Genomic DNA, 18,597 nt, shown 5'->3' on the forward strand with positions numbered 1-18,597 from the left:
ACGCCGCCGCCCGCTCTTTCTCTGTCAGATGGTCTGAGAGGCATCACCAGCGATACGCCGATCCATCCGCCGATCTTTATCAAATCTGTCAATTCTAACCCAACCGCAAATCTATGTTTCTGTATCGTGTGTCACGTAGAATCGTTGGTTAGAGCCGCTAAGAGTTGTATTCAGCTACCCCACCCCTTCGCTGTCTGTCGATCAACAGAGCATGTTGCGGCGTTCGTTCTGCGAATCGCTCTTCGGGAGGATATCAAGATTTGAGTTACAGCCGCTGAGTAGGCCGGCGGCACCCAGACTCCCAAGTGTCTTTACCGCGTTCCGCCGATGGAATCTGTGTCGCGACTGATCGGCCATAGTCGACGTTGGAGTTGACGTGCTGAATCATTTTTGTTTGTAGGATTGCACTCAGCACGTGTTGTCGATATTTTGAGGTTTTCACTCTCCAAGGTTACCGGAGTTGATAGGCCTATCTTACATAGATATTGATATTGTCTTTGGCTGATCATTCCATGCTGTCAGCCAAGAGTGGATCGGACGAGATGTTGCCCAGCCATGCTTTGAGGGCTGATGACAGTGTTTGCTCCGGCTCGCTTGAGTTTTGCTATATTTTCACTATTTGACGAAGAGGAGACAATGTGGATATCAGTATCTGAGTGGCGTGCTGTTAAGATTACAAGTGCATTCTCAGCATCATCACCCGTAGCAACCAGAATTGCTTGTGCATCGCTAAGACATGCTTGAGTGAGAATCTCTTCATCGGTAGGATCCCCACTGAGAAAATGGCGATTACTGTCTGCAAAGAGTTGATCCTGTGGACTGTCTTGTGCAACCACTAGCACATCCGTGGTTCGCGGAAGTTCTTCAAGGATTATCTCAGTGAGGTCACTACAACCCGCGAGTAGAATGTGACCTCTAAGCCTCTCTAGCTCTGGATTGGTCATTGGTTTGCGTACAGACTTCTAATCACGAGCCCACTAATATCTACGTGATGTGTTCGACTCGGCTCTATTGAATCCGCCGACGGCGTCGGGGTGAGTCGTTAGAACAATTGAGATAAAGCGGAAGAGGAGTCTTTGTGCAGAAGATTCTCTTCCGCTTCGTCAAACAGGCTGTCTCGATCGCACGAAAACTTACTGATGCAGCGCTGATCCAGATCAGCGATCCTGCCGGCAACGGATAGTCATTTGGATAACTTCTGAAGATACGGAGCGAGGAATTTCTCGATCCATGAGACGGCGAAACTCAGCCGATCAGTGAGGCGGTCGANCGTGTGTCACGTCGAATCGTCGGTTAGAGCCGCTAAGAGGTGTATTCAGCTACCCCACCCCTTCGCTGTCTGTCGATCAACAGAGCAAACGGTGACGACCGCGACCCCGTGAGGGCCGTACCGAAGGCGTATCGTGCGAACGAAGGAAATGACAAATCGACGGCCAGCGGCGGGCTGTTCGGCGACGACAACGCTTAAGCGGCCACCGCCTATGGTTTCGTTCAATGGGTGCGATAGCGGACATCTATGCGGACCTCGATGCCGAGGTCCCCGAGACGGAGTTCCGCGAGGCCGTCGAGGAGAAGGTCGAGGAGATGGGCGGGCTCGCCGACGAGGAGACCGCGGCGATGCTCATCGCCCACGAACTCGCCGACGGGGAGATCGAGGGTATCGCGGACATCGAGGCGGGCATGGAGGAGGCGAAGTTCGCGGCGAAGGTCACGCACGTCGGCGAGCTCCGTAGCTTCGAGCGAGACGACGAGGACGAGGACGGGAAGGTCGTCAACGTCGAGGTCGCCGACGAGACGGGGCGAGTGCGGGTGGCCTTCTGGGACGAACCCGCAGAGGGGGCCGTCGAGGAGCTCGAACCCGGCGACGTGCTCAAGATCGCGGGTCGACCGCGCGAGGGCTACAACGGGATCGAGGTGAGCGCCGACCGCGCCGAGCCGGCGGACGTCGAGATCGACGTCGACCTCGACGGCGCGGAGAGCATCGAGGGACTCACGCTCGGCGAGTCCGACGTCACGCTCACAGGCGTCGTGCTCGACACCGACTCGATCCGGACCTTCGAGCGCGACGACGGCTCGGAGGGGAAGGTGGCAAACCTCACGCTCGGCGACGAGACGGGAAAGGTTCGAGTAACGCTCTGGGACGAGCAAACCGAGCACGCCGACGAACTCGATCCGGGAACGACGGTCGAACTCGTCGACGGCTACGTTCGCGAGCGCGACGGTGAACTCGAAGTCCATCTGAGCGCACGGAGCACGCTCGAACCCGTCGATGCCGATGTCGAGTACGTCCCCGAGACGACACCGATCGAGGATTTGGAGATCGATACGATCACCGACATCGGTGGCGTGGTTCGCTCGACCGATCCGAAACGCACCTTCGATCGCGACGACGGCTCGGAGGGCCAGGTCAGAAACGTCCGGATCCAGGACGACAGCGGCGACATCCGCGTGGCGCTCTGGGGCGAGAAAGCCGACCGCGATATCGCCGCGGGCGACGAACTCCAGTTCGCGGACGTCGAGATCCAGGACGGCTGGCGCGACGATCTCGAAGCCTCCGCCGGCTGGCGCACAAGCGTGTTCGCCATCGACGGTGGGGCGGCCACGAGCGCCGACGAAGAGGACGATTCGGCGGACGGGCTGGACGCGTTCGGTGGCGGCGATACGGAGGCTGGGACAAGCGACGAGTCGGGAAGTGACCGAGCAGTGTCGGGCGACGAAAGCGGAGATGGAGGAAGTGGAGACAGCGGGAGCGACGAGGACGGCGAGCCGACGGAGTTCACCGGGACGGTCGTTCAGGCGGGCGATCCGGTCGTTCTCGACAACGGCAGCGAGACGATGCGCGTCGTGACGGACGCCGACGTCGGTCTCGGGGAGGAGCTCACCGCTCGCGGGTCGGTTTCGGAGGGACGACTCGACGCCGACGAGCTGTTCTGAGCCGGCACGGAAACCCTTAAGACCGAAACAGACTCCCGTATGGCCATGAGTGTCGAGCTCCCGTTCGCCCCGGTCGACGCGATCATCCGGCGGCACGCGGGCTCGTTGCGCGTGAGTAGCGAGGCCACCGAGGAACTCGCACGCCGGATCCAGCGGCAGGGTGCGCGACTCGCCAGCGAGGCCGCCGATCGGGCGACCGACGACGACCGGAAGACGCTGCGCGTGGCGGACTTCGATGGCGACGGCTCGACGGACTCGGAGCTCCCGATCGCGCCCGTCGATCGCATCGCCCGGCTCGACATCGACGAACGATATCGCGTCTCGATGGACGCGCGGGTCGCACTCGCGGGCATTCTCGAACGGTACGCGGGTCGGGTCGCGTCGGCCGCAGCCGTTCTCGCGCGCCACGCCGACCGGCGGACGATCACGCTCGCCGACGTCGAGGCGTATTTCGAGCTCGAACCGTACTACCCGACAGAGGAGGCGTCGTGAGCCCAGTCGATCGAACCGCCATGGGGTGGGGAAGATGAGGTACGGCTATTCGAGCGACTGTCTGAACCACGACACCGGCCCGCGTCATCCCGAGAGTCCCGATCGCCTGCGCGCCATTCGCCAAGGGCTCTCAAGCCGTCACGGCGTCGAGTACGTCGAGGCCGACGCGATCGACGAGGCGCAGGCCCGCGCGGTCCACGACGACGAATACGTGGAGGAGGTTCGCGAGTTCTGCGCCGATGGCGGCGGCCAGTGGGACCCCGACACGGTGGCCGTCGAGGCAACCTGGGAGGCGGCGCTCAAGAGCGCCGGCCAGGCCGTCTGGAGCGCGCACGAAGCCCTCGATGGCACCGAGGGACGGGAGACGCCGTTCGCCATCGGTCGGCCGCCCGGCCACCACGCGGTCGCCGACGACGCGATGGGGTTTTGCTTCCTCAACAACGCCGCCATCGCCGCCCAGTCGGCGCTCGACGGGGCCGCAGAGCGCGTCGCCATCATCGACTGGGACGTCCACCACGGCAACGGCATCCAGGACATCTTCTACGACCGCGACGACGTGTTCTACTGCTCGATTCACGAACGGGGGCTCTACCCAGGGTCCGGCGAGGTCGGCGAAACAGGTGAGGGCGACGGCGAGGGGACGACCGCGAACGTGGCGTTCCCGGCCGGCGGCGACGACGACGCCTACCTCGCCACCATCGACGACGTGTTCGCGCCGTTGCTTACCGAATTCGATCCGGACCTGCTGCTCGTGAGCGCTGGCTTCGACGCCCACGAACACGACCCGATCTCGCGGATGACGGTCTCGACGGAGGGCTACGGCGTACTGGCCGCACGCGTCCGCGATCTCGCCGAGCGCTGCGATGCCGGTCTCGGCTTTGTCCTCGAAGGCGGCTACGGTCTGGAGACGCTCTCGGAGAGCATCAACAAAGTGAACGAGGTGTTCGAGGGCTACGAGCCGGTCGCGCCCGACGGTGAGGTCGACGATCGGCTACGATCGATCCTCGACGATGCGCGGACGGCTCACGGGCTAGGCGAGAAGTAGTCGGCGAGATCGGTGCCGAACTCGTCGGCGAGCGCCGGGACGTCGTCACCGACGAGAACCGAGTAGCCGTCGTCGATCGCCCGTTCGATATCGGTCCCGAGTGCGATACCGTCGAACCCGTCGGCGAGAAGGTCGTCTGCCGTCCGGTAGTCGCGTTCGCGCTCGACGACGTAGCGGTCGCCGTCGACGAACGGGCCATCGCAGTCGGCGGTCGCGTAGGTTTCGTAGAAGCGGTCGGCGTGCTCGCGCGCGCTCACCGGCGGGCCCTCGTGTCGCTCGACGGCGGGGCGCTCGGCGACGGCGAGTTCGTAGAGCAGGACTCCCGCGCGGTCGGCGAACGCCCGCGAGCGGAGCACGTCGAAGCCGTGGTCGTCGAGGGCGGTGCGAACGCCCGCGAGCGATTTCTCGAGCTGTGGGTAGAGCTGGTCGTCGACGAGCGCCGGCGCGTCGAACCGGATGGCGACGGGTGTCGTCCCGCGGCGATCGAGTTCACGTCGAACGTCTGCCGACGAGAGCGCCGTTGCCGAACGAGGAGCGAAGCGATCGTCGTCGGGATCGGCGAGCAATCGCCGCGCGTGGTGCTGAAAGCGGGCGAGATTGGTGGCCGAAAGTACCGCCGCGACGTTGCGCTCGGGATCGGTCGGATCGATCACCACGAGCGGGTCGTCGAAGCGCCGCGTGCCGTGGTTTTCCGGGTCGAAACGCACGGGTGGCTGCCAGTCGGCGGCCGCGGTGACGAGTTCCCGGAAGCCGCCGTGTTCGAGCACGAGCAGTTCGGTGAGATAGCCCGAGAACCCGCGGGTGCGGAGGTCACTGCCGTAGACGCCGATCGCCGTGAGGAATCGTTTGGCGACGCGGACGTCGGTCGCGAGCGCGTCGTCGAGGCGGGCGGCGAGATAGCGCGTGTGGAATGGGGTGCGATCGACGGCCGACCGGATGGCGGTCGCGCTCTCGACGCGATAGCAGGGGACGAGATCGACGGCGAACCCCTCGAACTCGCCGGTGACGTAGGGGTGTTCGGCGTACTCCTCGTGGCCATCGGGCAGCACGGCGTGGCCGATGGCGAGCCCGTACTGTTCGAGCTCCGCCCGCGGCAGGTCCGGTGGGAACCGAACGAACAGGTCGATGTCGCGGTCGCCGGGCAGCCACGTCCCGCGGGCGGTCGAGCCGACGTGGAGGGTGTCGGCCGCGACGGGGCAGTCGTCGATGGCCGCCGCGACGCGCTCGTCGAGGCGGGCGGTTGCGGCGTCGAGACGGGCTCGCTCGTCGCCGTCGGGCGTGACGCGCTCGCGGACCCGCGCGAGGAGTGTGTCGAGGGCGTCGGTCATGTCGTCCCTCCCGGGGCACCGGGCGAAAGCGTGTCGGTCGAAAGCGAAACGGCTATGAACGAACTCCCGCTTTGTCAAGACAGGGCCGCCGTAGCTCAGTTGGTAGAGCACCTGGTTGTTACCCAGGTTGTCCCAGGTTCGAGCCCTGGCGGCGGCGTCAAAATTCTTGGATTTCGATCCGCGTAGTGCAACTTCGGGACAACAGCGAAGGTCATCAGCGGATTCGTCGGGCTGTGCCGGCCGTACGACCCCGATTTCGCCAACAGACGCACTTTTATGCCACGATGGATGACTATGCCCGTAGACGGGCCCTTAGCTCAGTGGTAAGAGCGCTCGGCTCATAACCGAGTGGTCGTTGGTTCGAATCCGACAGGGCCCATCGATTCTCCGGCGAGCGATAGCGAGCCGTAAATCAGTGGCCGAGGATTCGGAGCAGGGAGTGAAGCGGGCGAAACGACCGTGGTTCGAATCCGACAGGGCCCATCCCTTTCGATTCCGCTACGATGGGCGGTTCGGCAGCGCTGTGAGTGGTTCGCGAAGGATTCTCGACTTCGCTGCGAGTGAAAAGAGGGTCGTGTGTTTAGTTTCGGCGCGTTGCGAGCAGTGCGACCGCGAGCAGCGCGACGACTGCGACGGCGAGGCCGAAGCCGGGACCGGACGAACTGCTACCGTCGCCGCTCCCGTTCCCGCCACCGCTTTCGTTGCCGCTGGCGTTAGCGTTGGCTTCGGTACTGTCGGCATCGCCAGCCTCGGTCGCTTCGCCGCCGGTGTCGGTGGCGGCGCTGTCGTCGCTCGCGGAGTCCGTCGCTGCGCCGGCGTTCCCGGCGTCCTCGACGGTGACCTGGGCGATGTCGACGACGCGGCGGTCACCCTGCGTGATCGGGGGGTCCTGCTGGCCGTTCGAGGAGACGAAATCGAACTGGTCGTTGCCGTTGCTGTCGGTGTGGACGACCGCCGTCAGCGATGTCGATCCGTTGACCGGCTCGTCGAGCTGGATGCGAATGTTGTCCGACGTGCCGGCGCTGAGCGGGTAGGAGGCACCGACGACCTGGTTCGTCTCGTTGCCCGAGCGGGTGCTGTCGTAGATGGCGACGAACCCCTTCTCGGGCAGCGTTGCCGACGAGATGAGCACGCTCTCGCCGCTGCTGTTCTGGTCGTCGAACGTGACGGACGGACCGCTCGTTCCGGTTGCGGAGTCGCCCGTGCCGCTCGTTGCCGTGCCCGCGTCGGTCGTGCCGGCCGGTGACTGCTGTGCGTGGAGGGAGTCGGTGACGGCGAGCGCGCCGCCCGTACCGGCGCTCACGGCGAGGAGGGCCGCGACGAGAGCGATGGCGATCGAACGTGGTTGCATACTGAGTGCGTCTACAAATCCATCCGACATAAATGTAGAGATATCGGTCGGACGACCCGCGCGTTTATTCCGCCGGCGACGTAGGGGTCGTATGAGCGATCTCAGCCTCGACGCGACCCAGCTCGACCGGTATTCCCGTCACATCATCATGGACGGGGTCGGTCCCGCTGGCCAGGGGTCGCTGCTCGACGCGCGCGTGCTCGTCGTCGGCGCGGGCGGGCTCGGCGCGCCGACGATCCAGTATCTCGCCGCCGCGGGCGTCGGCCGGCTGGGCATCGTCGACGACGACGTGGTCGAGCGCAGCAACCTCCAGCGCCAGATCGTCCACGGCGACGACGACGTCGGCGAGAAGAAAGTCGACAGCGCCGCCCGGTTCGTCGAGCAGCTGAACCCCGACGTGATCGTCGAACCTCACGACGAGCGACTGGGTCCCGACAACGTCCGCTCGCTCGTCGACGAGTACGACTTCGTCGTCGACGGCTCCGACAACTTCCGAACGCGATATCTCGTCAACGATGCCTGCACGCTCGCCGGGATCCCCTTCTCGCACGGCGCGATCTACCGCTTCGAGGGCCAGGTGACGACTTTCGAGGGCAAGTCGCCATGCTATCGCTGTCTGTTCCCCGAGGCACCACCGGCGGGAACGGTGCCCGACTGTGCGACGACGGGTGTGCTCGGCATGCTCCCCGGCGTGATCGGCACGATACAGGCGACCGAAACGGTGAAATCCCTGATGGACATCGGCGAGCGCCTCGACGGCCGACTGCTCTCCTACGACGCGCTGGCGATGAGTTTCGAGGAGCTCCCGCTCGGGGCGAACCCCGACTGTCCGGTCTGTGGCGAGAGCGGTATCGACTCGATCGAGGAGATCGAGTACGCCGGTTCCTGTGCGGTCGCCGACTAGGACTCGACGAGCAACGCCGATAGCGGGCGCGCAGCCTCCTCCGGCGGGCGTGCGAAGGCTTCAGGGTGGATCACGCCGGCGAGATGTTCGAGCGAGTCGACCAACCGGGTTCCGGGCCGGTTGACGTACTGGTGGCCGTCGATGGCGTACGCCCGACCGTCCTGGACGGCGGTGAGTTCGTCCCAGCCCGGACGATCGGTCAGGTCAGCGAGGTTCTCGGTCGTCTGATCGAGATCGAATCCACAGGGCGCGACGGCCAGCACCTCGGGGTCGTACTCGCGGATCGTCTCCCACTCGACCGGGCGCGAGGCCGCTCCGTGGTCCGTCAATCCATAGGAACCGCCGGCCAGCTCGACCATCTCGGGGATCCAGTGGCCGGCGACCATTGTGGGATCGGTCCAGTCAAGCACCGCCACGCGCGGGCGCTCGTCGGTCATCTCGGCCGTTCGCTCGACGGCCTGTACGCGCGCTTCGAGATCGGCGACGAGTGCCGACGCTTGGTCCTCAGTCCCGGTCGCCGCGCCGATGCGACGGATGTCGTCGAAGACGTCGCCGATGCTGTGGGGATCGGTCGTGAGCACCTCGCAGTCGAGTTGTAGCTCGTCGACCGCCTCACGGACGGCCACCGCGTCGACCGCACAGACCTCGCAGATCCCCTGTGAGACGACGAGATCGGGATCGAGGCGTGCGAGCGTGTCGAGTTCGATATCGTAGACGCCGCCCGACCGCTCGGCTTCGAGCACCTGTTCGTCGATCTCCCCGCTCGATGCGGTGGGATCGACCCGTGAGCGATTGACGGCGGGTTTCTCGGCCATTCGCGGGGGATGATCGCACTCGTGGGAGACGCCGACCGGCTCGATGCCGAGTGCCGCGACGATCTCGGTCGCCGAGGGGAGTAACGAAACGACGCGCATGCCCGATCGAGGGGCGCGACGACCATAGCCCTTCGTGAACGGTTTCACCGTACGGAGCCACCAGCACGTATGCAATCGACGACGAGCGGCACCTTCCGCGTGCTCGCCAGTCCACGCGATCCGGCCGAACTCCTTCTGCTCGACACGAGCTCACAGGACCCGACCTACGTCACGACCGAGGGCTACGACGGCGATCTCGGACGGACGGTCGACGACGTCGAACCTGGCAACCGCATCGCCGCCACGCTCTCCTGGACGGACGGAACGCCCCGCTTCGCCGAGACCGACATCGAGACACGCACGACGGTCGAGTTCGCCGACGGCGCGACCGGCATCTTCGAGGTCGCCCACGAGACGTGGCAGGAGGCCGAACGCGAGGGCCGAGCGATGAACGCACGGACGACGCGCAACACCGACAACGAGGCCAACGGCGTCGTCTACACGTTCGCCAAACAGGCCGGTCAGCGACGCCTCTACGACGAGTTCGCCGACGGGATCACGCCGCTGGAGCCGCTCATCGGCCGGCTGGCTGCGAGCGCCGACCCACCGTTCGCGGTGTTCGTCCTCGAACCGGCCGACGAACCGTTCGTTCTCGTGGTCATCGCGGCCGATCGGGATGGCCAGTTCGCCGAGACGATGATCGAGAGCTACGACGGCCTCTGACGCGTCGTTTATACGCCACGCTATCCAAACGCGACCACCCATGCTCGACGAGACGGACCGCAAGGACCTGGAGAACGTGCGACTGCGACTGCGCGTGCTGAGCGGGATGCACAAACTCGACGCGATCGAGAACGGCGACGGGATGGCCGAGCACGACGCGGGCGACGCCGAAGGCAAGAGCGTCGCCTACGGGAAAGCTGCCGATCACATCGCGGCGCTGCTCGACGGTGATTACGGCCAGGAAAGCGTCACCGAACTCGTCGACGATCTCCCGGAAGAATGGAGCATGAACCTGCTGCGATATGCGGCCTACAGCGAGCGTACCGATGATTAATCGGAGGTGACAGCGACTTCGCCCTCGGGGCGGTCGGTCTCCTCGCTCTCCTCGGCGCTGACCTCATCGCGGGCCTCGCGCTCCTCTTCTTCCTTCTTGTTCTTGATCTTCTTCATCCGGAAGATCTCCTCGCGCTCCTGCTCTTCGAGCTTCTGCTCGATGTACTCCTGTGATTCGTGGAGTTCGGGCAGCAGCTTGAATTCGAGAGCGTTGACCCGCCGTTTGGTGGTCTCGATCTCGTTGAGCATCTTCTTCATCGCGGTCTCGACCTCGGCGGCGAGAACGATCGAGTCGATGAGTTCCTCGTAGGCGTCGGCAGCCTCGTCGATCTGCGCGCTCGTGCCGAGGATGCCGTAGCCGCGCTCGTCGAGCCCCTTCTGCACCTTCGAGGACTCGATCTGGGGGACGACGACGCCCATGATGTTCTTCGACTGGATGGTGATCTCGGGGTGCTCTTTGAGCGCCGCGGCCGCCCCGCGCACCGCGAGATCACCCTCGATCGCACGCGCCATGTCGATCGTCTCCTGGGCCTCCTCGTAATCGTCGCCGAGACCCGATCGCACGTCCTGGGCCTGATCGAGGATGTCCATGAACTCCATGATGAGCCCGTCGCGTTTCTGCTCCAAGGTGTCGTGACCGCGCTCGGAGAGATCGATGCGATCCTCGATCGCCATCAGCTCCTTGCGCGTGGGTTTGACGTCGTTTGCCATTGCCTGAAATAGTCGACCGAGACCCTTAAGCTTCGGCCTCGGACTCGGCCGCGTCGCTCTCGTCGCTCGTCGATTCCTCGTCCGGTTCGCCAGCATCCTCGCGGTAGTATTTCTCGATGAGCTCCTCGTCGATGCGGTTGAGCGACGATTTCGGGAGCGTCGAGAGCAGGTCCCAACCGATGTCGAGCGTGTCTTCGATGTCGCGGTTGTTGTCGAAGCCCTGATCGACGAACTCGGTCTCGAAGCGGTCGGCCAGATCGAGATAGCGGTTGTCCTGCTCGGAGAGCGCCTCGCGACCGACGATGTTCACCAGGTCGCGCAGGTCCTCACCCTCCGCGTAGGCGGCGTAGAGCTGGTCGGAGACGTCGCCGTGATCCTCACGCGTGAGCCCCTCGCCGATCCCGTCGTCCATCAGCCGCGAGAGGCTCGGCAGCACGTTGACCGGCGGCTGCGCGCCCTGCGAGTTGAGGTTGCGATCCATCATGATCTGGCCCTCGGTGATGTACCCAGTCAGATCGGGGATCGGGTGCGTATCGTCGTCGCCGGGCATCGTCAGGATCGGGATCTGCGTCACCGAGCCCTCGCGACCCTTGATCCGGCCCGCGCGCTCGTAGAGCTGGGCGAGGTCGGTGTACATGTAGCCCGGATAGCCACGCCGACCGGGCACCTCCTCGCGGGCGGCCCCGATCTCGCGCAGCGCCTCACAGTAGTTGGTCATGTCCGTCAGGATGACGAGCACGTGATAGTCCTTCTCGAAGGCGAGATACTCGGCCGTGGTGAGCGCGAGCCGCGGCGTGATCTGACGCTCGACGGCAGGGTCGTCCGCGAGGTTCGAGAAGACGACCGATCGTTCGAGCGCGCCGGTGCGCTCGAAGTCCGCGAGGAACTCGTTCGACTCCTCAGCCGTAATGCCCATCGCACAGAACACCACTGCGAACTCCGAGCCATCCTCGTCATCGCCCTCCTCGTCGATCTCCTCGGGCACCGTCGCCTGTCGGGCGATCTGGAGCGCGAGGTCGTTGTGCGGGAGGCCGGACGCCGAGAAGATCGGCAGTTTCTGGCCCCGTACCAAGGTATTCATCCCGTCGATCGCCGAGACACCGGTCTGGATGAACTCCTCGGGATACTCTCTGGCGGTTGGATTGATCGCCGCCCCGATGATGTCCTCGCGCTCCTCGGGGACGATCTCGGGGCCGTCGTCGATCGGGCGGCCCGAGCCGTCGAGCACTCTGCCGAGGAGGTCCTCGGTGACGGGCATCTTCATCGTCTCGCCGAGGAACCGGACCGAGGCCTCGCGGTTGATGCTGTCGGTCCCCTCGAACACCTGGATCGAGGCGAACTCCTCGTTCGATTCGAGCACCTGGCCGCGCTTCTGTTCGCCGTTCGGTAGCTCGATCTCGACGATCTCGTCGTAGCCCACCGGTTCGTCGATCTCGACGAACACGAGCGGCCCACTGATCTCCTCGATGGTTTGATATTCTTTCATTTTCGGTCGTCAGTATTTCTCCCGGAGCTGGCTCTCGATGTTCGATTCGACGTCGTCGATGAACGCCTCGTACTCCGCAGTCGTGCCGATGCGGTTGAGCCGCGGTGCGGCGTCGATATCCGTGATCTCCTCGACCGGCACGCCCGCATCGAGCGCCGCGAACGCCTCGTCGTTGTAGGTCCTGATCGCCTGCATGATGAGGTAGGTCTTCTCCGGCGCGGAGTAGGCATCCACGTCGTCGAGCGCGTTCTGCTGGAGGAACGCCTCGCGCAGATAGCGCGCGATATCCAGGGTGAGCCGCTGGTCGTCCGGCAGCGCGTCCTCACCGACCAGCTGGACGATCTCTTGGAGCTCGCTCTCCTCGTCGAGCGTGTCGATGGCCCACTGGCGCACCTCGGGCCAGTCGCTCGCGACGTTCTCCTCGAACCACGGGTCGAGCTGGTCGCGATAGAGCGAGTACGACTCGTCCCAGTCGATCGCCGGGAAGTGCCGGCGTTCGGCGAGGTCGGCGTCGAGCGCCCAGAACGTCTTCACGATGCGCAGCGTGTTCTGGGTGACGGGTTCGGAGAAGTCACCGCCCGGCGGGGAGACAGCGCCGACCGCCGAGATCGATCCTTCAGTGCCGTTGATGTTCTGGAAGTAGCCCGCGCGCTCGTAGAACTCCGAGAGGCGCGCCGCGAGGTAGGCCGGATAGCCCTCCTCGCCGGGCATCTCCTCCAGGCGCGAACTGATCTCGCGCATCGCCTCCGCCCACCGTGAGGTGGAGTCGGCCATCAGCGCCACGTCGTAGCCCATGTCGCGGTAGTATTCGGCGATCGTGATGCCCGTGTAGACACACGACTCGCGCGCCGCGACCGGCATGTTGGAGGTGTTGGCGATGAGGCAGGTCCGGCTCATCAACGGCTTCCCGGTGTTGGGGTCTTCGAGCTCGGGGAAGTCGTCGATCACTTCCGTCATCTCGTTGCCGCGCTCGCCACAGCCGATGTAGATGACGATATCGGCGTCGGCGTACTTCGCGAGGCTCTGCTGAGTGACGGTCTTCCCGGAGCCAAAGGGTCCCGGGATCGCCGCCGTTCCGCCCTTCGCGAGCGGGAACAGCCCGTCTTGGACGCGCTGTCCCGTGATCAGGGGCGTCTTCGGCGTTTCCTTGTCGACCGTCGGGCGGGCCTCGCGCACCGGCCACTCCTGATGCATCGTGACCTCCTCGCCCGAGTCGAGTTCGACGACCGTCTCGGTGACGGTGAACGCGCCCTCCTCGACGTTCGTGACTGCGCCACCCTCGTAGTCCGGCGGCACGAGCACCTTGTGTTCGATGCTCTCGGTCTCCGGGACCGTGCCGACGATATCGCCGGCCTCGATCTCGTCACCCTCCTCGACGGTGGGCGTGAACTCCCAGCTCTCGTCCATCTCGATGCCCGGCGCGTCGACACCGCGGTCGAGAAACGCGCCGAGCTGGTCTTCGAGCTCGTCGAGCGGGCGCTGGACGCCGTCGTAGATCGAGTAGAGCATGCCGGGCCCCAGATCGACCGAGAGGGGTTCGCCGGTGTTCGTGACGGGCTCGCCGGGGGCGACGTTCGAGGTCTCCTCGTAGACCTGGATCGTCGTCCGGTTGCCCTCGATCTCGATCACCTCGCCCATCAGCCCTTCGTCGCCGACGTAGACCACGTCGTTCATCCGCGCGCCGAGGTCCGCCGCCACGACGACCGGGCCGCTCACGCTCGCGATCGTGCCGTCCTCGTCACCCTGTGTATCGGTTGCCTGACTCATAAATTAGTTCTCGTCCATCAAGTCGATGCCGATGGCGCGTTTGATCTGCTCGCGCAGTCCGCCGCTGCCGGCCCCCTCGCCGCCGAGGGTTACCAATGTGGGTTCGATGCTCGTCTCGGCGTTCTGTCTGACGCCGCGCGAGAGATGCTCCATATCGTCCTCTCGCATCACGACGATACCGATCTCCTCGTCGTCGAACGCCCGCTCGACGGCCGCATCGAGTGCCGCGTCTTTCTCGTCGTCGGGAACGTTCTCGAAGGCCCTGACGCCTGCGAGCCGAAAGCCCGTCGTGAACTCCGGGCTGCCGACGACGGCGATCTCCTGGCTCATGCGTCCCCCATCGGGACTGCGCCGGTTTCGGCCTGTCGGTTCATACCATCACCAGCTCCTCCTCGATCGTCTCGGGGTCGAGCCCCGCCTCCTTGCCGCGCGCGATCGCGCGGACGTTGTCCACCTCGCGCATCTTCGCCAGCACGTAGGCGAACACCGGACAGACCGAGAGCGGATACCGGTTCGAGAGCGTCCGGGAGTATTCGAGCAGCGCCCTGTTGAGCGCACGCTCGACGCCCGAGAGGCCCTCGGCTGATTCGAGCTCGTTCAACGCTGCGTCGAGATCGTCGCCGTACGTGCTCTCGCGCAGGCGCGAGACGAGCTCGTCGGTGTTGGCCACCAGCGCGCCGATCCCCTCCTCGTCGAACAGCCGCCCGCCGTCGATGTAGTATTCAGCGGGGTCGACGTCCGCACCGCTTCGCGAGAGCCGCAGCGCGTTCTCGATGTTGCGGAAGTCGATCTCGGCTTCGAGGAAATCGATATACAGCTGTGTCGCCCGGCTCGGCTCCGAGGGGAGCCCCGCGATCAGCGCCTCGTAGAACGCCCGATCGACGGCGTTTTCGAGGGGGACGAGCACCGCTCGCTCCTCGTATTCGCCGTAAGCACCGGCGAGCGCGTCGCCGAACATCGTGTCCGCGAGCACGTCGATCACCGCCTCGATCGACTCCGCGCCGAGCAGGCGCTCGATGCGCCGCTCGGAGAACTCGCCGGCACGAATGAGGTCGGTCTCGACCGACTCGCGCTCGGCGTCCGAGTAGATCCCGCGCATCACCGTTTTGATGTTCCAGGCGTCGAACTGCCGGAGATAGCGCGCGATGTAGTCGTACAGTCGTCCCTCGGCGAACCGAAGCAGATCGTCGAAGTGGTTCGCGAGGTTGCGGTGGAGGGCGTGCTCGATGAGATCGACGCCCGAATAGCGCGCGCCGAGGGCGTTCATCGCCTCCTCGTACTCCGATTCCTCCATGAACCGGGCGATCTCGCCTGGTCCCATCCGGATCAGCTTTCGGTAATCGTCCTCGTCGAACAGTTTTGCCCGGCGCGACCGCACGCGCGCGGTGACGTACTCGTAGTTCGACCCCGATCCGTTCGTTCGCGTGCTCATTGCTGGAACAGTCGTTCGCTGACCGCCTTCAACTCCTCGTCCCAGACCGCGTCGAACACCGAGTCGAAGGTGTTGTTCACCCGCAGGCGCGAGGCGTCGCTCTCGGCGACGATGCCACCGAGGCAGTCGACCGAGCCGGCGTGTTCGAAGCCGTCGTAGTCGGCGACGATCGATTCGATGAGTGCAGCGTCGTCGTCGCGACCGTACACCGTGACGGGGCCGTCGTCGAACTCCCCCGCGGCGTCGTCGAGCAGCTCGCGGGTCAGCTCCTCGCGCCGGTCACCGGAGATGTCCGCAACCGCCGCCTCGGCCCGATCGCGGACGTCGGCGAGGCTGTCGCGGCGGGCTTCGAGGCGTTTCTGTTTGGCCTCCAGCTTCGCACTGGAGAGTTTCTGCTCGCGTTCCTGCTCGATCCGCGAATCGAGATCGTCCTCGCGCTCGGCGATGATCTCGTCTGCATCGCTCTCGGCCTCGGCGAGGATCTCGTCGGCGCGCTCGTCGGTTTCGCGTTCGATGCGCTCGGCGCGCTCCCTAGCGTCGTCTTTGATGTCTTCGGCGACCGTATCGAGACTCATTGATGGGAGGGCGCTACTGCAGGAACAGTGTGACCAGCGTGAGGAGCACGATCGTCTCCGGCAGCACGGTCAACACCAGGGCGATACCGAACGAGATCGAGTCCTCGGCGAGCGCACCGATCGCCGCCGCACCGATCCCGCGCTCAGCGTAGCCCGCGCCGAAGCCGGCCAACCCGACCGCCAGCGCCGCCACGCCGGTCCCGGTGATCGCCGGGCCACCTTGCTGAAGCAGTACCATCGCGTCGATAAACGCAGCCGTGAGTTCGAGTCCTATCATGGATTAGTTCCGTTGCGTGTTCGCTCGTGTCCGAACAGTGTCTACTCCCGCGACCGGATTCATAAAGCTTCCCAAAAAATCCCGTCAACCGTGGATGGACAGGCTCATAACCCCACACAGCCGAGAGAAACGGTTGGAGTGACACCCCCCTCGTTCGGGGGACGATCCGTCAGTTTTCGGCCGTGTGTTCGCGCTCGCGACCGAAGGGATTGTACCGATCGCCGCCACCCTCGTAGAACTTGTTCAGGAACTCGACGTATTCGAGGCGGATCGCCTGCAGGCCCGCGCTGGTGACCCCGAGCGCGAGCACGACCACGTGTCCAAAGACGAGGACCACGATCCCGCCGATCACACCGCCGATACCCATGTGGACCAGCCCGGGGAACATCAGCTCGGCCCCGGAGCCGAGCCCGTCGACGTAGCCGGGGCCGTGATCAAGCAGGAAGTGGAACTCCTGTGCACCCGCGGGGCCTTCCCGGTAGGCACCGAAAAAGAGCAGGTTGACGACGAACGCCATCCCGGCCTTCGCCAGCAACACCGCCGCGAGACGGGTGTACGAGAGCACGTTCACGAGCACTTGGAGGCTTTCGAGCGCGCCCGAGACGATCCCCGGCAGCACGCCGAAGTGGCCCACCTCGCTGATGATGAACAGCACGACGCCGAGCAGGAAGCCGCCGACGAGCCCGACGATGCCGACGGTCGCCGAAAAGCCCGAAAAGCCGAGCGCGAACGGCTCACCGTTGAAGACGGTGAAGAGGAAGTCGGGCTTGGAGTCGGCGGCCGACTCGCTGAAGATCCAGATCCAGATGCCGAGCATCCGGATGAGCCACGAGCCCGATTCGAGCACGGCCGTGCGCAGGTCGGCCTCCATGAACTCCTCGACGAAGCCGATGAGATAGCCGACGGTCATGTGCAGCAGCCCCACGAGGAGGCTCACAACGAGCCAGAGCTGGGCCCACTCGACGCCGGCCGGCGACAGCCCCTTTTCGATCGGTGGGTGGCCGCCCCAGACGTAGTCGGCGATGAGATGCAGTCCGAAGACCTCGCCGTAGAGGATGCCGAACAGCATCGTGAACCCGCCCGCCCAGAGGCCGATCGCGCCGAGACTGCGGATCCCGTCGCTCTCGAAGCGCATGTAGACCAGCCCGCCGATCGCCGTATAGAGCAGCCCGTAGCCGAAGTCGCCGATCATGAACCCGAAGAACGCCGGGAACGTCAGGAAGAGCACGACCGACGGGTCGAGTTCGGAGTATTTCGGCCGGTCGATGAGGTTGACCAGCATCTCGAACGGTCGTACCGGATCGGGGTTCTCCTGGACGACCGGTGGCTCGCTACCGGACATCGGTCGGTCGGCCTCGGCGCTGCCACCGTCGGTTTCGACCGCGACACCGCCGTCGGCGGCCGTCTCCGGCTCACCACGGCCGCCCTCGTCGGCGTCGGTCTGCTCGCGATCGATGAGACGACCGTCGCTATCGTAGGCGGCACGTTCAAGCTCCTCGACCTCGCAGTGCTCGCCAACGCTGTCACCCAGCGCCTCGGCGAGATCAACGAATCGCTCGGTCGGGATCCAGCCCTCGGCGACGAAGGCGTTCTCGGTCGTCGCAAAGGAGAGCGGTGCCTCGCGCTTTTCGACCTCGATGGCGAGCTGCTCCTCGGCCGCCAGCAGGAAGTCGGCGTGCTCCTCGCGCAGCGCGTCGAGTTCGTTCTCGACATCGTCGGTCTCCCGATTGAGTTCGTCGCGGCGCGATTCGAGCTCCGAGACGTACTCCGCGGGCGCGCCGTCGCCCTCCGGCACGTCGATCGCCGCGAACTCCGCGCCGACGAGCACGTCTTCGAGCACTCCCTCCTCGCCGGCGGCGGGTTCGGCGAACACTGCGATGGCGTCGTCCTCGACGAACAGTTCGTGTCGGGCGACGTCGTCGGCCGCGTCGAGCGCCGCGCGGACGGAGTCGGGTTCGCCCTCGCCGACGCGCGTTTCGAGGGTGTCGTAGCCCGAGAGCAGGTCGAGATCGATACCGAGCGCCCGGAGCGGCCCCATCGCGCTGATGCGCTCGTCGACCGAGCGGCGTTCCTCGCGGTACTCCTCGCGACGGTCATCGAGCGTGTTGGCTTCCCTGCGGATCGATTCGAGACGGTCGGCGACGTCAACCGATCCCATTCGTCCCTCGCGCTCGGGATCGACGTCGAGCAGCGACTGGAGCGAGCGGACGGTGACGAGGCGTTCGGCGGCCTCGTCGGCACCGGCGATCGGATCGCCGGGATCGAACCCGTCCCACGCGCCGTCGTAGTCGGTCACGTCGACCAGCCGGAGCTCGTGGATCGTCTCGATGACGTCCTCCAGCACGCGGTCCGCGCCGGTGACCGACACCCGGCTCATCCGCTCTG

At 65.2% G+C, this 18,597-nt stretch carries 18 protein-coding genes, 2 tRNA genes and 1 pseudogene; 9 read left to right on the top strand and 12 right to left on the bottom strand.

Features of this window, described 5'->3' with window-relative positions; genetic code table 11:
- Positions 1–518 precede the first annotated feature (518 nt).
- Positions 519–944 (bottom strand): NAD(P)-binding protein, encoded by a 426-nt coding sequence (locus tag C448_RS15315; protein ID WP_080503143.1) that lies wholly within the window; start codon positions 942–944, stop codon positions 519–521.
- 134 nt (positions 945–1,078) lie between these two features.
- Here C448_RS15315 and C448_RS15790 point away from each other — a divergent pair.
- The 4 genes and pseudogenes from C448_RS15790 to C448_RS02490 form a co-directional block, all read left to right on the top strand.
- Positions 1,079–1,180: pseudogene (locus tag C448_RS15790) on the top strand (IS5/IS1182 family transposase); the annotation flags it as partial.
- A 314-nt stretch (positions 1,181–1,494) separates the two neighbouring features.
- The gene (locus tag C448_RS02480; protein ID WP_004051666.1) at positions 1,495–2,934 is read left to right on the top strand and encodes a single-stranded DNA binding protein; all 1,440 of its coding nucleotides are present in this window, start codon (positions 1,495–1,497) and stop codon (positions 2,932–2,934) included.
- A gap of 45 nt (positions 2,935–2,979) precedes the next feature.
- Complete coding sequence (locus C448_RS02485; protein ID WP_193363106.1) at positions 2,980–3,426, top strand: histone family protein; 447 nt, start codon at positions 2,980–2,982, stop codon at positions 3,424–3,426.
- A 34-nt stretch (positions 3,427–3,460) separates the two neighbouring features.
- Positions 3,461–4,471 carry a histone deacetylase family protein gene (locus C448_RS02490; protein WP_004051669.1) on the top strand — a complete coding sequence of 337 codons (1,011 nt, stop codon included), beginning with the start codon at positions 3,461–3,463 and terminating at the stop codon, positions 4,469–4,471.
- Here the strand turns inward: C448_RS02490 and cca are convergent.
- Positions 4,450–5,799, bottom strand: a complete 1,350-nt coding sequence (cca, locus tag C448_RS02495; protein ID WP_004051671.1) for a CCA tRNA nucleotidyltransferase — start codon at positions 5,797–5,799, stop codon at positions 4,450–4,452. The two genes, C448_RS02490 and cca, sit on opposite strands and share 22 nt — an antisense overlap.
- An 84-nt stretch (positions 5,800–5,883) precedes the next feature.
- On the opposite strand from cca, the gene C448_RS02500 reads away from it, so the two are divergent.
- Both C448_RS02500 and C448_RS02505 read left to right on the top strand, forming a co-directional pair.
- Positions 5,884–5,956, top strand: a tRNA-Asn gene (locus tag C448_RS02500).
- Between the two features lie 149 nt (positions 5,957–6,105).
- Positions 6,106–6,178: transfer RNA gene (locus C448_RS02505), tRNA-Ile, on the top strand.
- A 201-nt stretch (positions 6,179–6,379) separates the two neighbouring features.
- On the opposite strand, the gene C448_RS02510 is transcribed toward C448_RS02505, so the two are convergent.
- Entirely contained in the window at positions 6,380–7,150 is a 771-nt protein-coding gene (locus C448_RS02510) for a DUF7282 domain-containing protein (RefSeq protein ID WP_004051674.1), read from the bottom strand.
- A gap of 91 nt (positions 7,151–7,241) precedes the next feature.
- Here C448_RS02510 and ubaA point away from each other — a divergent pair, with 91 nt between their 5' ends.
- A complete protein-coding gene (ubaA, locus tag C448_RS02515) occupies positions 7,242–8,054 on the top strand; it encodes an SAMP-activating enzyme E1 (protein WP_004051675.1) in 813 nt (270 codons plus the stop codon).
- On the opposite strand, the gene C448_RS02520 is transcribed toward ubaA, so the two are convergent.
- Entirely contained in the window at positions 8,051–8,968 is a 918-nt protein-coding gene (locus C448_RS02520) for a cobalamin-binding protein (protein WP_004051676.1), read from the bottom strand. The genes ubaA and C448_RS02520 overlap by 4 nt on opposite strands.
- A 69-nt stretch (positions 8,969–9,037) precedes the next feature.
- Here C448_RS02520 and C448_RS02525 point away from each other — a divergent pair, with 69 nt between their 5' ends.
- Positions 9,038–9,631, top strand: coding sequence for a DUF6663 family protein (locus tag C448_RS02525; protein WP_004051678.1), 594 nt, complete (start codon positions 9,038–9,040; stop codon positions 9,629–9,631).
- A 40-nt stretch (positions 9,632–9,671) separates the two neighbouring features.
- On the top strand, positions 9,672–9,965 hold the full coding sequence (locus C448_RS02530; RefSeq protein ID WP_004051680.1) for a hypothetical protein: 294 nt from the start codon (positions 9,672–9,674) through the stop codon (positions 9,963–9,965).
- Here C448_RS02530 and C448_RS02535 read toward each other — a convergent pair.
- From C448_RS02535 to C448_RS02570, 8 genes are all read right to left on the bottom strand, one after another.
- Positions 9,962–10,675 (bottom strand): V-type ATP synthase subunit D, encoded by a 714-nt coding sequence (locus tag C448_RS02535; RefSeq protein ID WP_004051682.1) that lies wholly within the window; start codon positions 10,673–10,675, stop codon positions 9,962–9,964. The two genes, C448_RS02530 and C448_RS02535, sit on opposite strands and share 4 nt — an antisense overlap.
- A 25-nt stretch (positions 10,676–10,700) precedes the next feature.
- Positions 10,701–12,161, bottom strand: coding sequence for a V-type ATP synthase subunit B (locus C448_RS02540; RefSeq protein WP_004051683.1), 1,461 nt, complete (start codon positions 12,159–12,161; stop codon positions 10,701–10,703).
- 9 nt (positions 12,162–12,170) lie between these two features.
- A complete protein-coding gene (locus C448_RS02545; RefSeq protein ID WP_004051684.1) occupies positions 12,171–13,928 on the bottom strand; it encodes an ATP synthase subunit A in 1,758 nt (585 codons plus the stop codon).
- A gap of 3 nt (positions 13,929–13,931) precedes the next feature.
- Positions 13,932–14,258 (bottom strand): V-type ATP synthase subunit F, encoded by a 327-nt coding sequence (locus C448_RS02550; protein WP_004051685.1) that lies wholly within the window; start codon positions 14,256–14,258, stop codon positions 13,932–13,934.
- A 40-nt stretch (positions 14,259–14,298) separates the two neighbouring features.
- On the bottom strand, positions 14,299–15,360 hold the full coding sequence (locus C448_RS02555; RefSeq protein ID WP_004051686.1) for a V-type ATP synthase subunit C: 1,062 nt from the start codon (positions 15,358–15,360) through the stop codon (positions 14,299–14,301).
- Positions 15,357–15,935 carry a V-type ATP synthase subunit E gene (locus C448_RS02560; RefSeq protein ID WP_004051687.1) on the bottom strand — a complete coding sequence of 193 codons (579 nt, stop codon included), beginning with the start codon at positions 15,933–15,935 and terminating at the stop codon, positions 15,357–15,359. Before C448_RS02560 ends, C448_RS02555 begins: the two co-directional genes overlap by 4 nt.
- A gap of 13 nt (positions 15,936–15,948) precedes the next feature.
- A complete protein-coding gene (locus C448_RS02565; protein WP_004051688.1) occupies positions 15,949–16,212 on the bottom strand; it encodes a hypothetical protein in 264 nt (87 codons plus the stop codon).
- A gap of 169 nt (positions 16,213–16,381) precedes the next feature.
- The gene (locus C448_RS02570; RefSeq protein WP_004051689.1) at positions 16,382–18,589 is read right to left on the bottom strand and encodes a V-type ATP synthase subunit I; all 2,208 of its coding nucleotides are present in this window, start codon (positions 18,587–18,589) and stop codon (positions 16,382–16,384) included.
- Positions 18,590–18,597: the final 8 nt, after the last annotated feature.

The sequence above is a fragment of the Halococcus morrhuae DSM 1307 genome (genome assembly GCF_000336695.1).
Lineage (GTDB): Archaea > Halobacteriota > Halobacteria > Halobacteriales > Halococcaceae > Halococcus > Halococcus morrhuae.

What these genes read in the sequence shown, in the direction of transcription:
- C448_RS15315 (WP_080503143.1), bottom strand. Translation starts at nt 944, where the DNA reads ATGACCAATCCAGAGCTAGAGAGGCTTAGAGGTCACATTCTACTCGCG.
- C448_RS02480 (WP_004051666.1), top strand. Translation starts at nt 1,495, where the DNA reads ATGGGTGCGATAGCGGACATCTATGCGGACCTCGATGCCGAGGTCCCC.
- C448_RS02485 (WP_193363106.1), top strand. Translation starts at nt 2,980, where the DNA reads ATGAGTGTCGAGCTCCCGTTCGCCCCGGTCGACGCGATCATCCGGCGG.
- C448_RS02490 (WP_004051669.1), top strand. Translation starts at nt 3,461, where the DNA reads ATGAGGTACGGCTATTCGAGCGACTGTCTGAACCACGACACCGGCCCG.
- cca (WP_004051671.1), bottom strand. Translation starts at nt 5,799, where the DNA reads ATGACCGACGCCCTCGACACACTCCTCGCGCGGGTCCGCGAGCGCGTC.
- C448_RS02510 (WP_004051674.1), bottom strand. Translation starts at nt 7,150, where the DNA reads ATGCAACCACGTTCGATCGCCATCGCTCTCGTCGCGGCCCTCCTCGCC.
- ubaA (WP_004051675.1), top strand. Translation starts at nt 7,242, where the DNA reads ATGAGCGATCTCAGCCTCGACGCGACCCAGCTCGACCGGTATTCCCGT.
- C448_RS02520 (WP_004051676.1), bottom strand. Translation starts at nt 8,968, where the DNA reads ATGCGCGTCGTTTCGTTACTCCCCTCGGCGACCGAGATCGTCGCGGCA.
- C448_RS02525 (WP_004051678.1), top strand. Translation starts at nt 9,038, where the DNA reads ATGCAATCGACGACGAGCGGCACCTTCCGCGTGCTCGCCAGTCCACGC.
- C448_RS02530 (WP_004051680.1), top strand. Translation starts at nt 9,672, where the DNA reads ATGCTCGACGAGACGGACCGCAAGGACCTGGAGAACGTGCGACTGCGA.
- C448_RS02535 (WP_004051682.1), bottom strand. Translation starts at nt 10,675, where the DNA reads ATGGCAAACGACGTCAAACCCACGCGCAAGGAGCTGATGGCGATCGAG.
- C448_RS02540 (WP_004051683.1), bottom strand. Translation starts at nt 12,161, where the DNA reads ATGAAAGAATATCAAACCATCGAGGAGATCAGTGGGCCGCTCGTGTTC.
- C448_RS02545 (WP_004051684.1), bottom strand. Translation starts at nt 13,928, where the DNA reads ATGAGTCAGGCAACCGATACACAGGGTGACGAGGACGGCACGATCGCG.
- C448_RS02550 (WP_004051685.1), bottom strand. Translation starts at nt 14,258, where the DNA reads ATGAGCCAGGAGATCGCCGTCGTCGGCAGCCCGGAGTTCACGACGGGC.
- C448_RS02555 (WP_004051686.1), bottom strand. Translation starts at nt 15,360, where the DNA reads ATGAGCACGCGAACGAACGGATCGGGGTCGAACTACGAGTACGTCACC.
- C448_RS02560 (WP_004051687.1), bottom strand. Translation starts at nt 15,935, where the DNA reads ATGAGTCTCGATACGGTCGCCGAAGACATCAAAGACGACGCTAGGGAG.
- C448_RS02565 (WP_004051688.1), bottom strand. Translation starts at nt 16,212, where the DNA reads ATGATAGGACTCGAACTCACGGCTGCGTTTATCGACGCGATGGTACTG.
- C448_RS02570 (WP_004051689.1), bottom strand. Translation starts at nt 18,589, where the DNA reads ATGAGCCGGGTGTCGGTCACCGGCGCGGACCGCGTGCTGGAGGACGTC.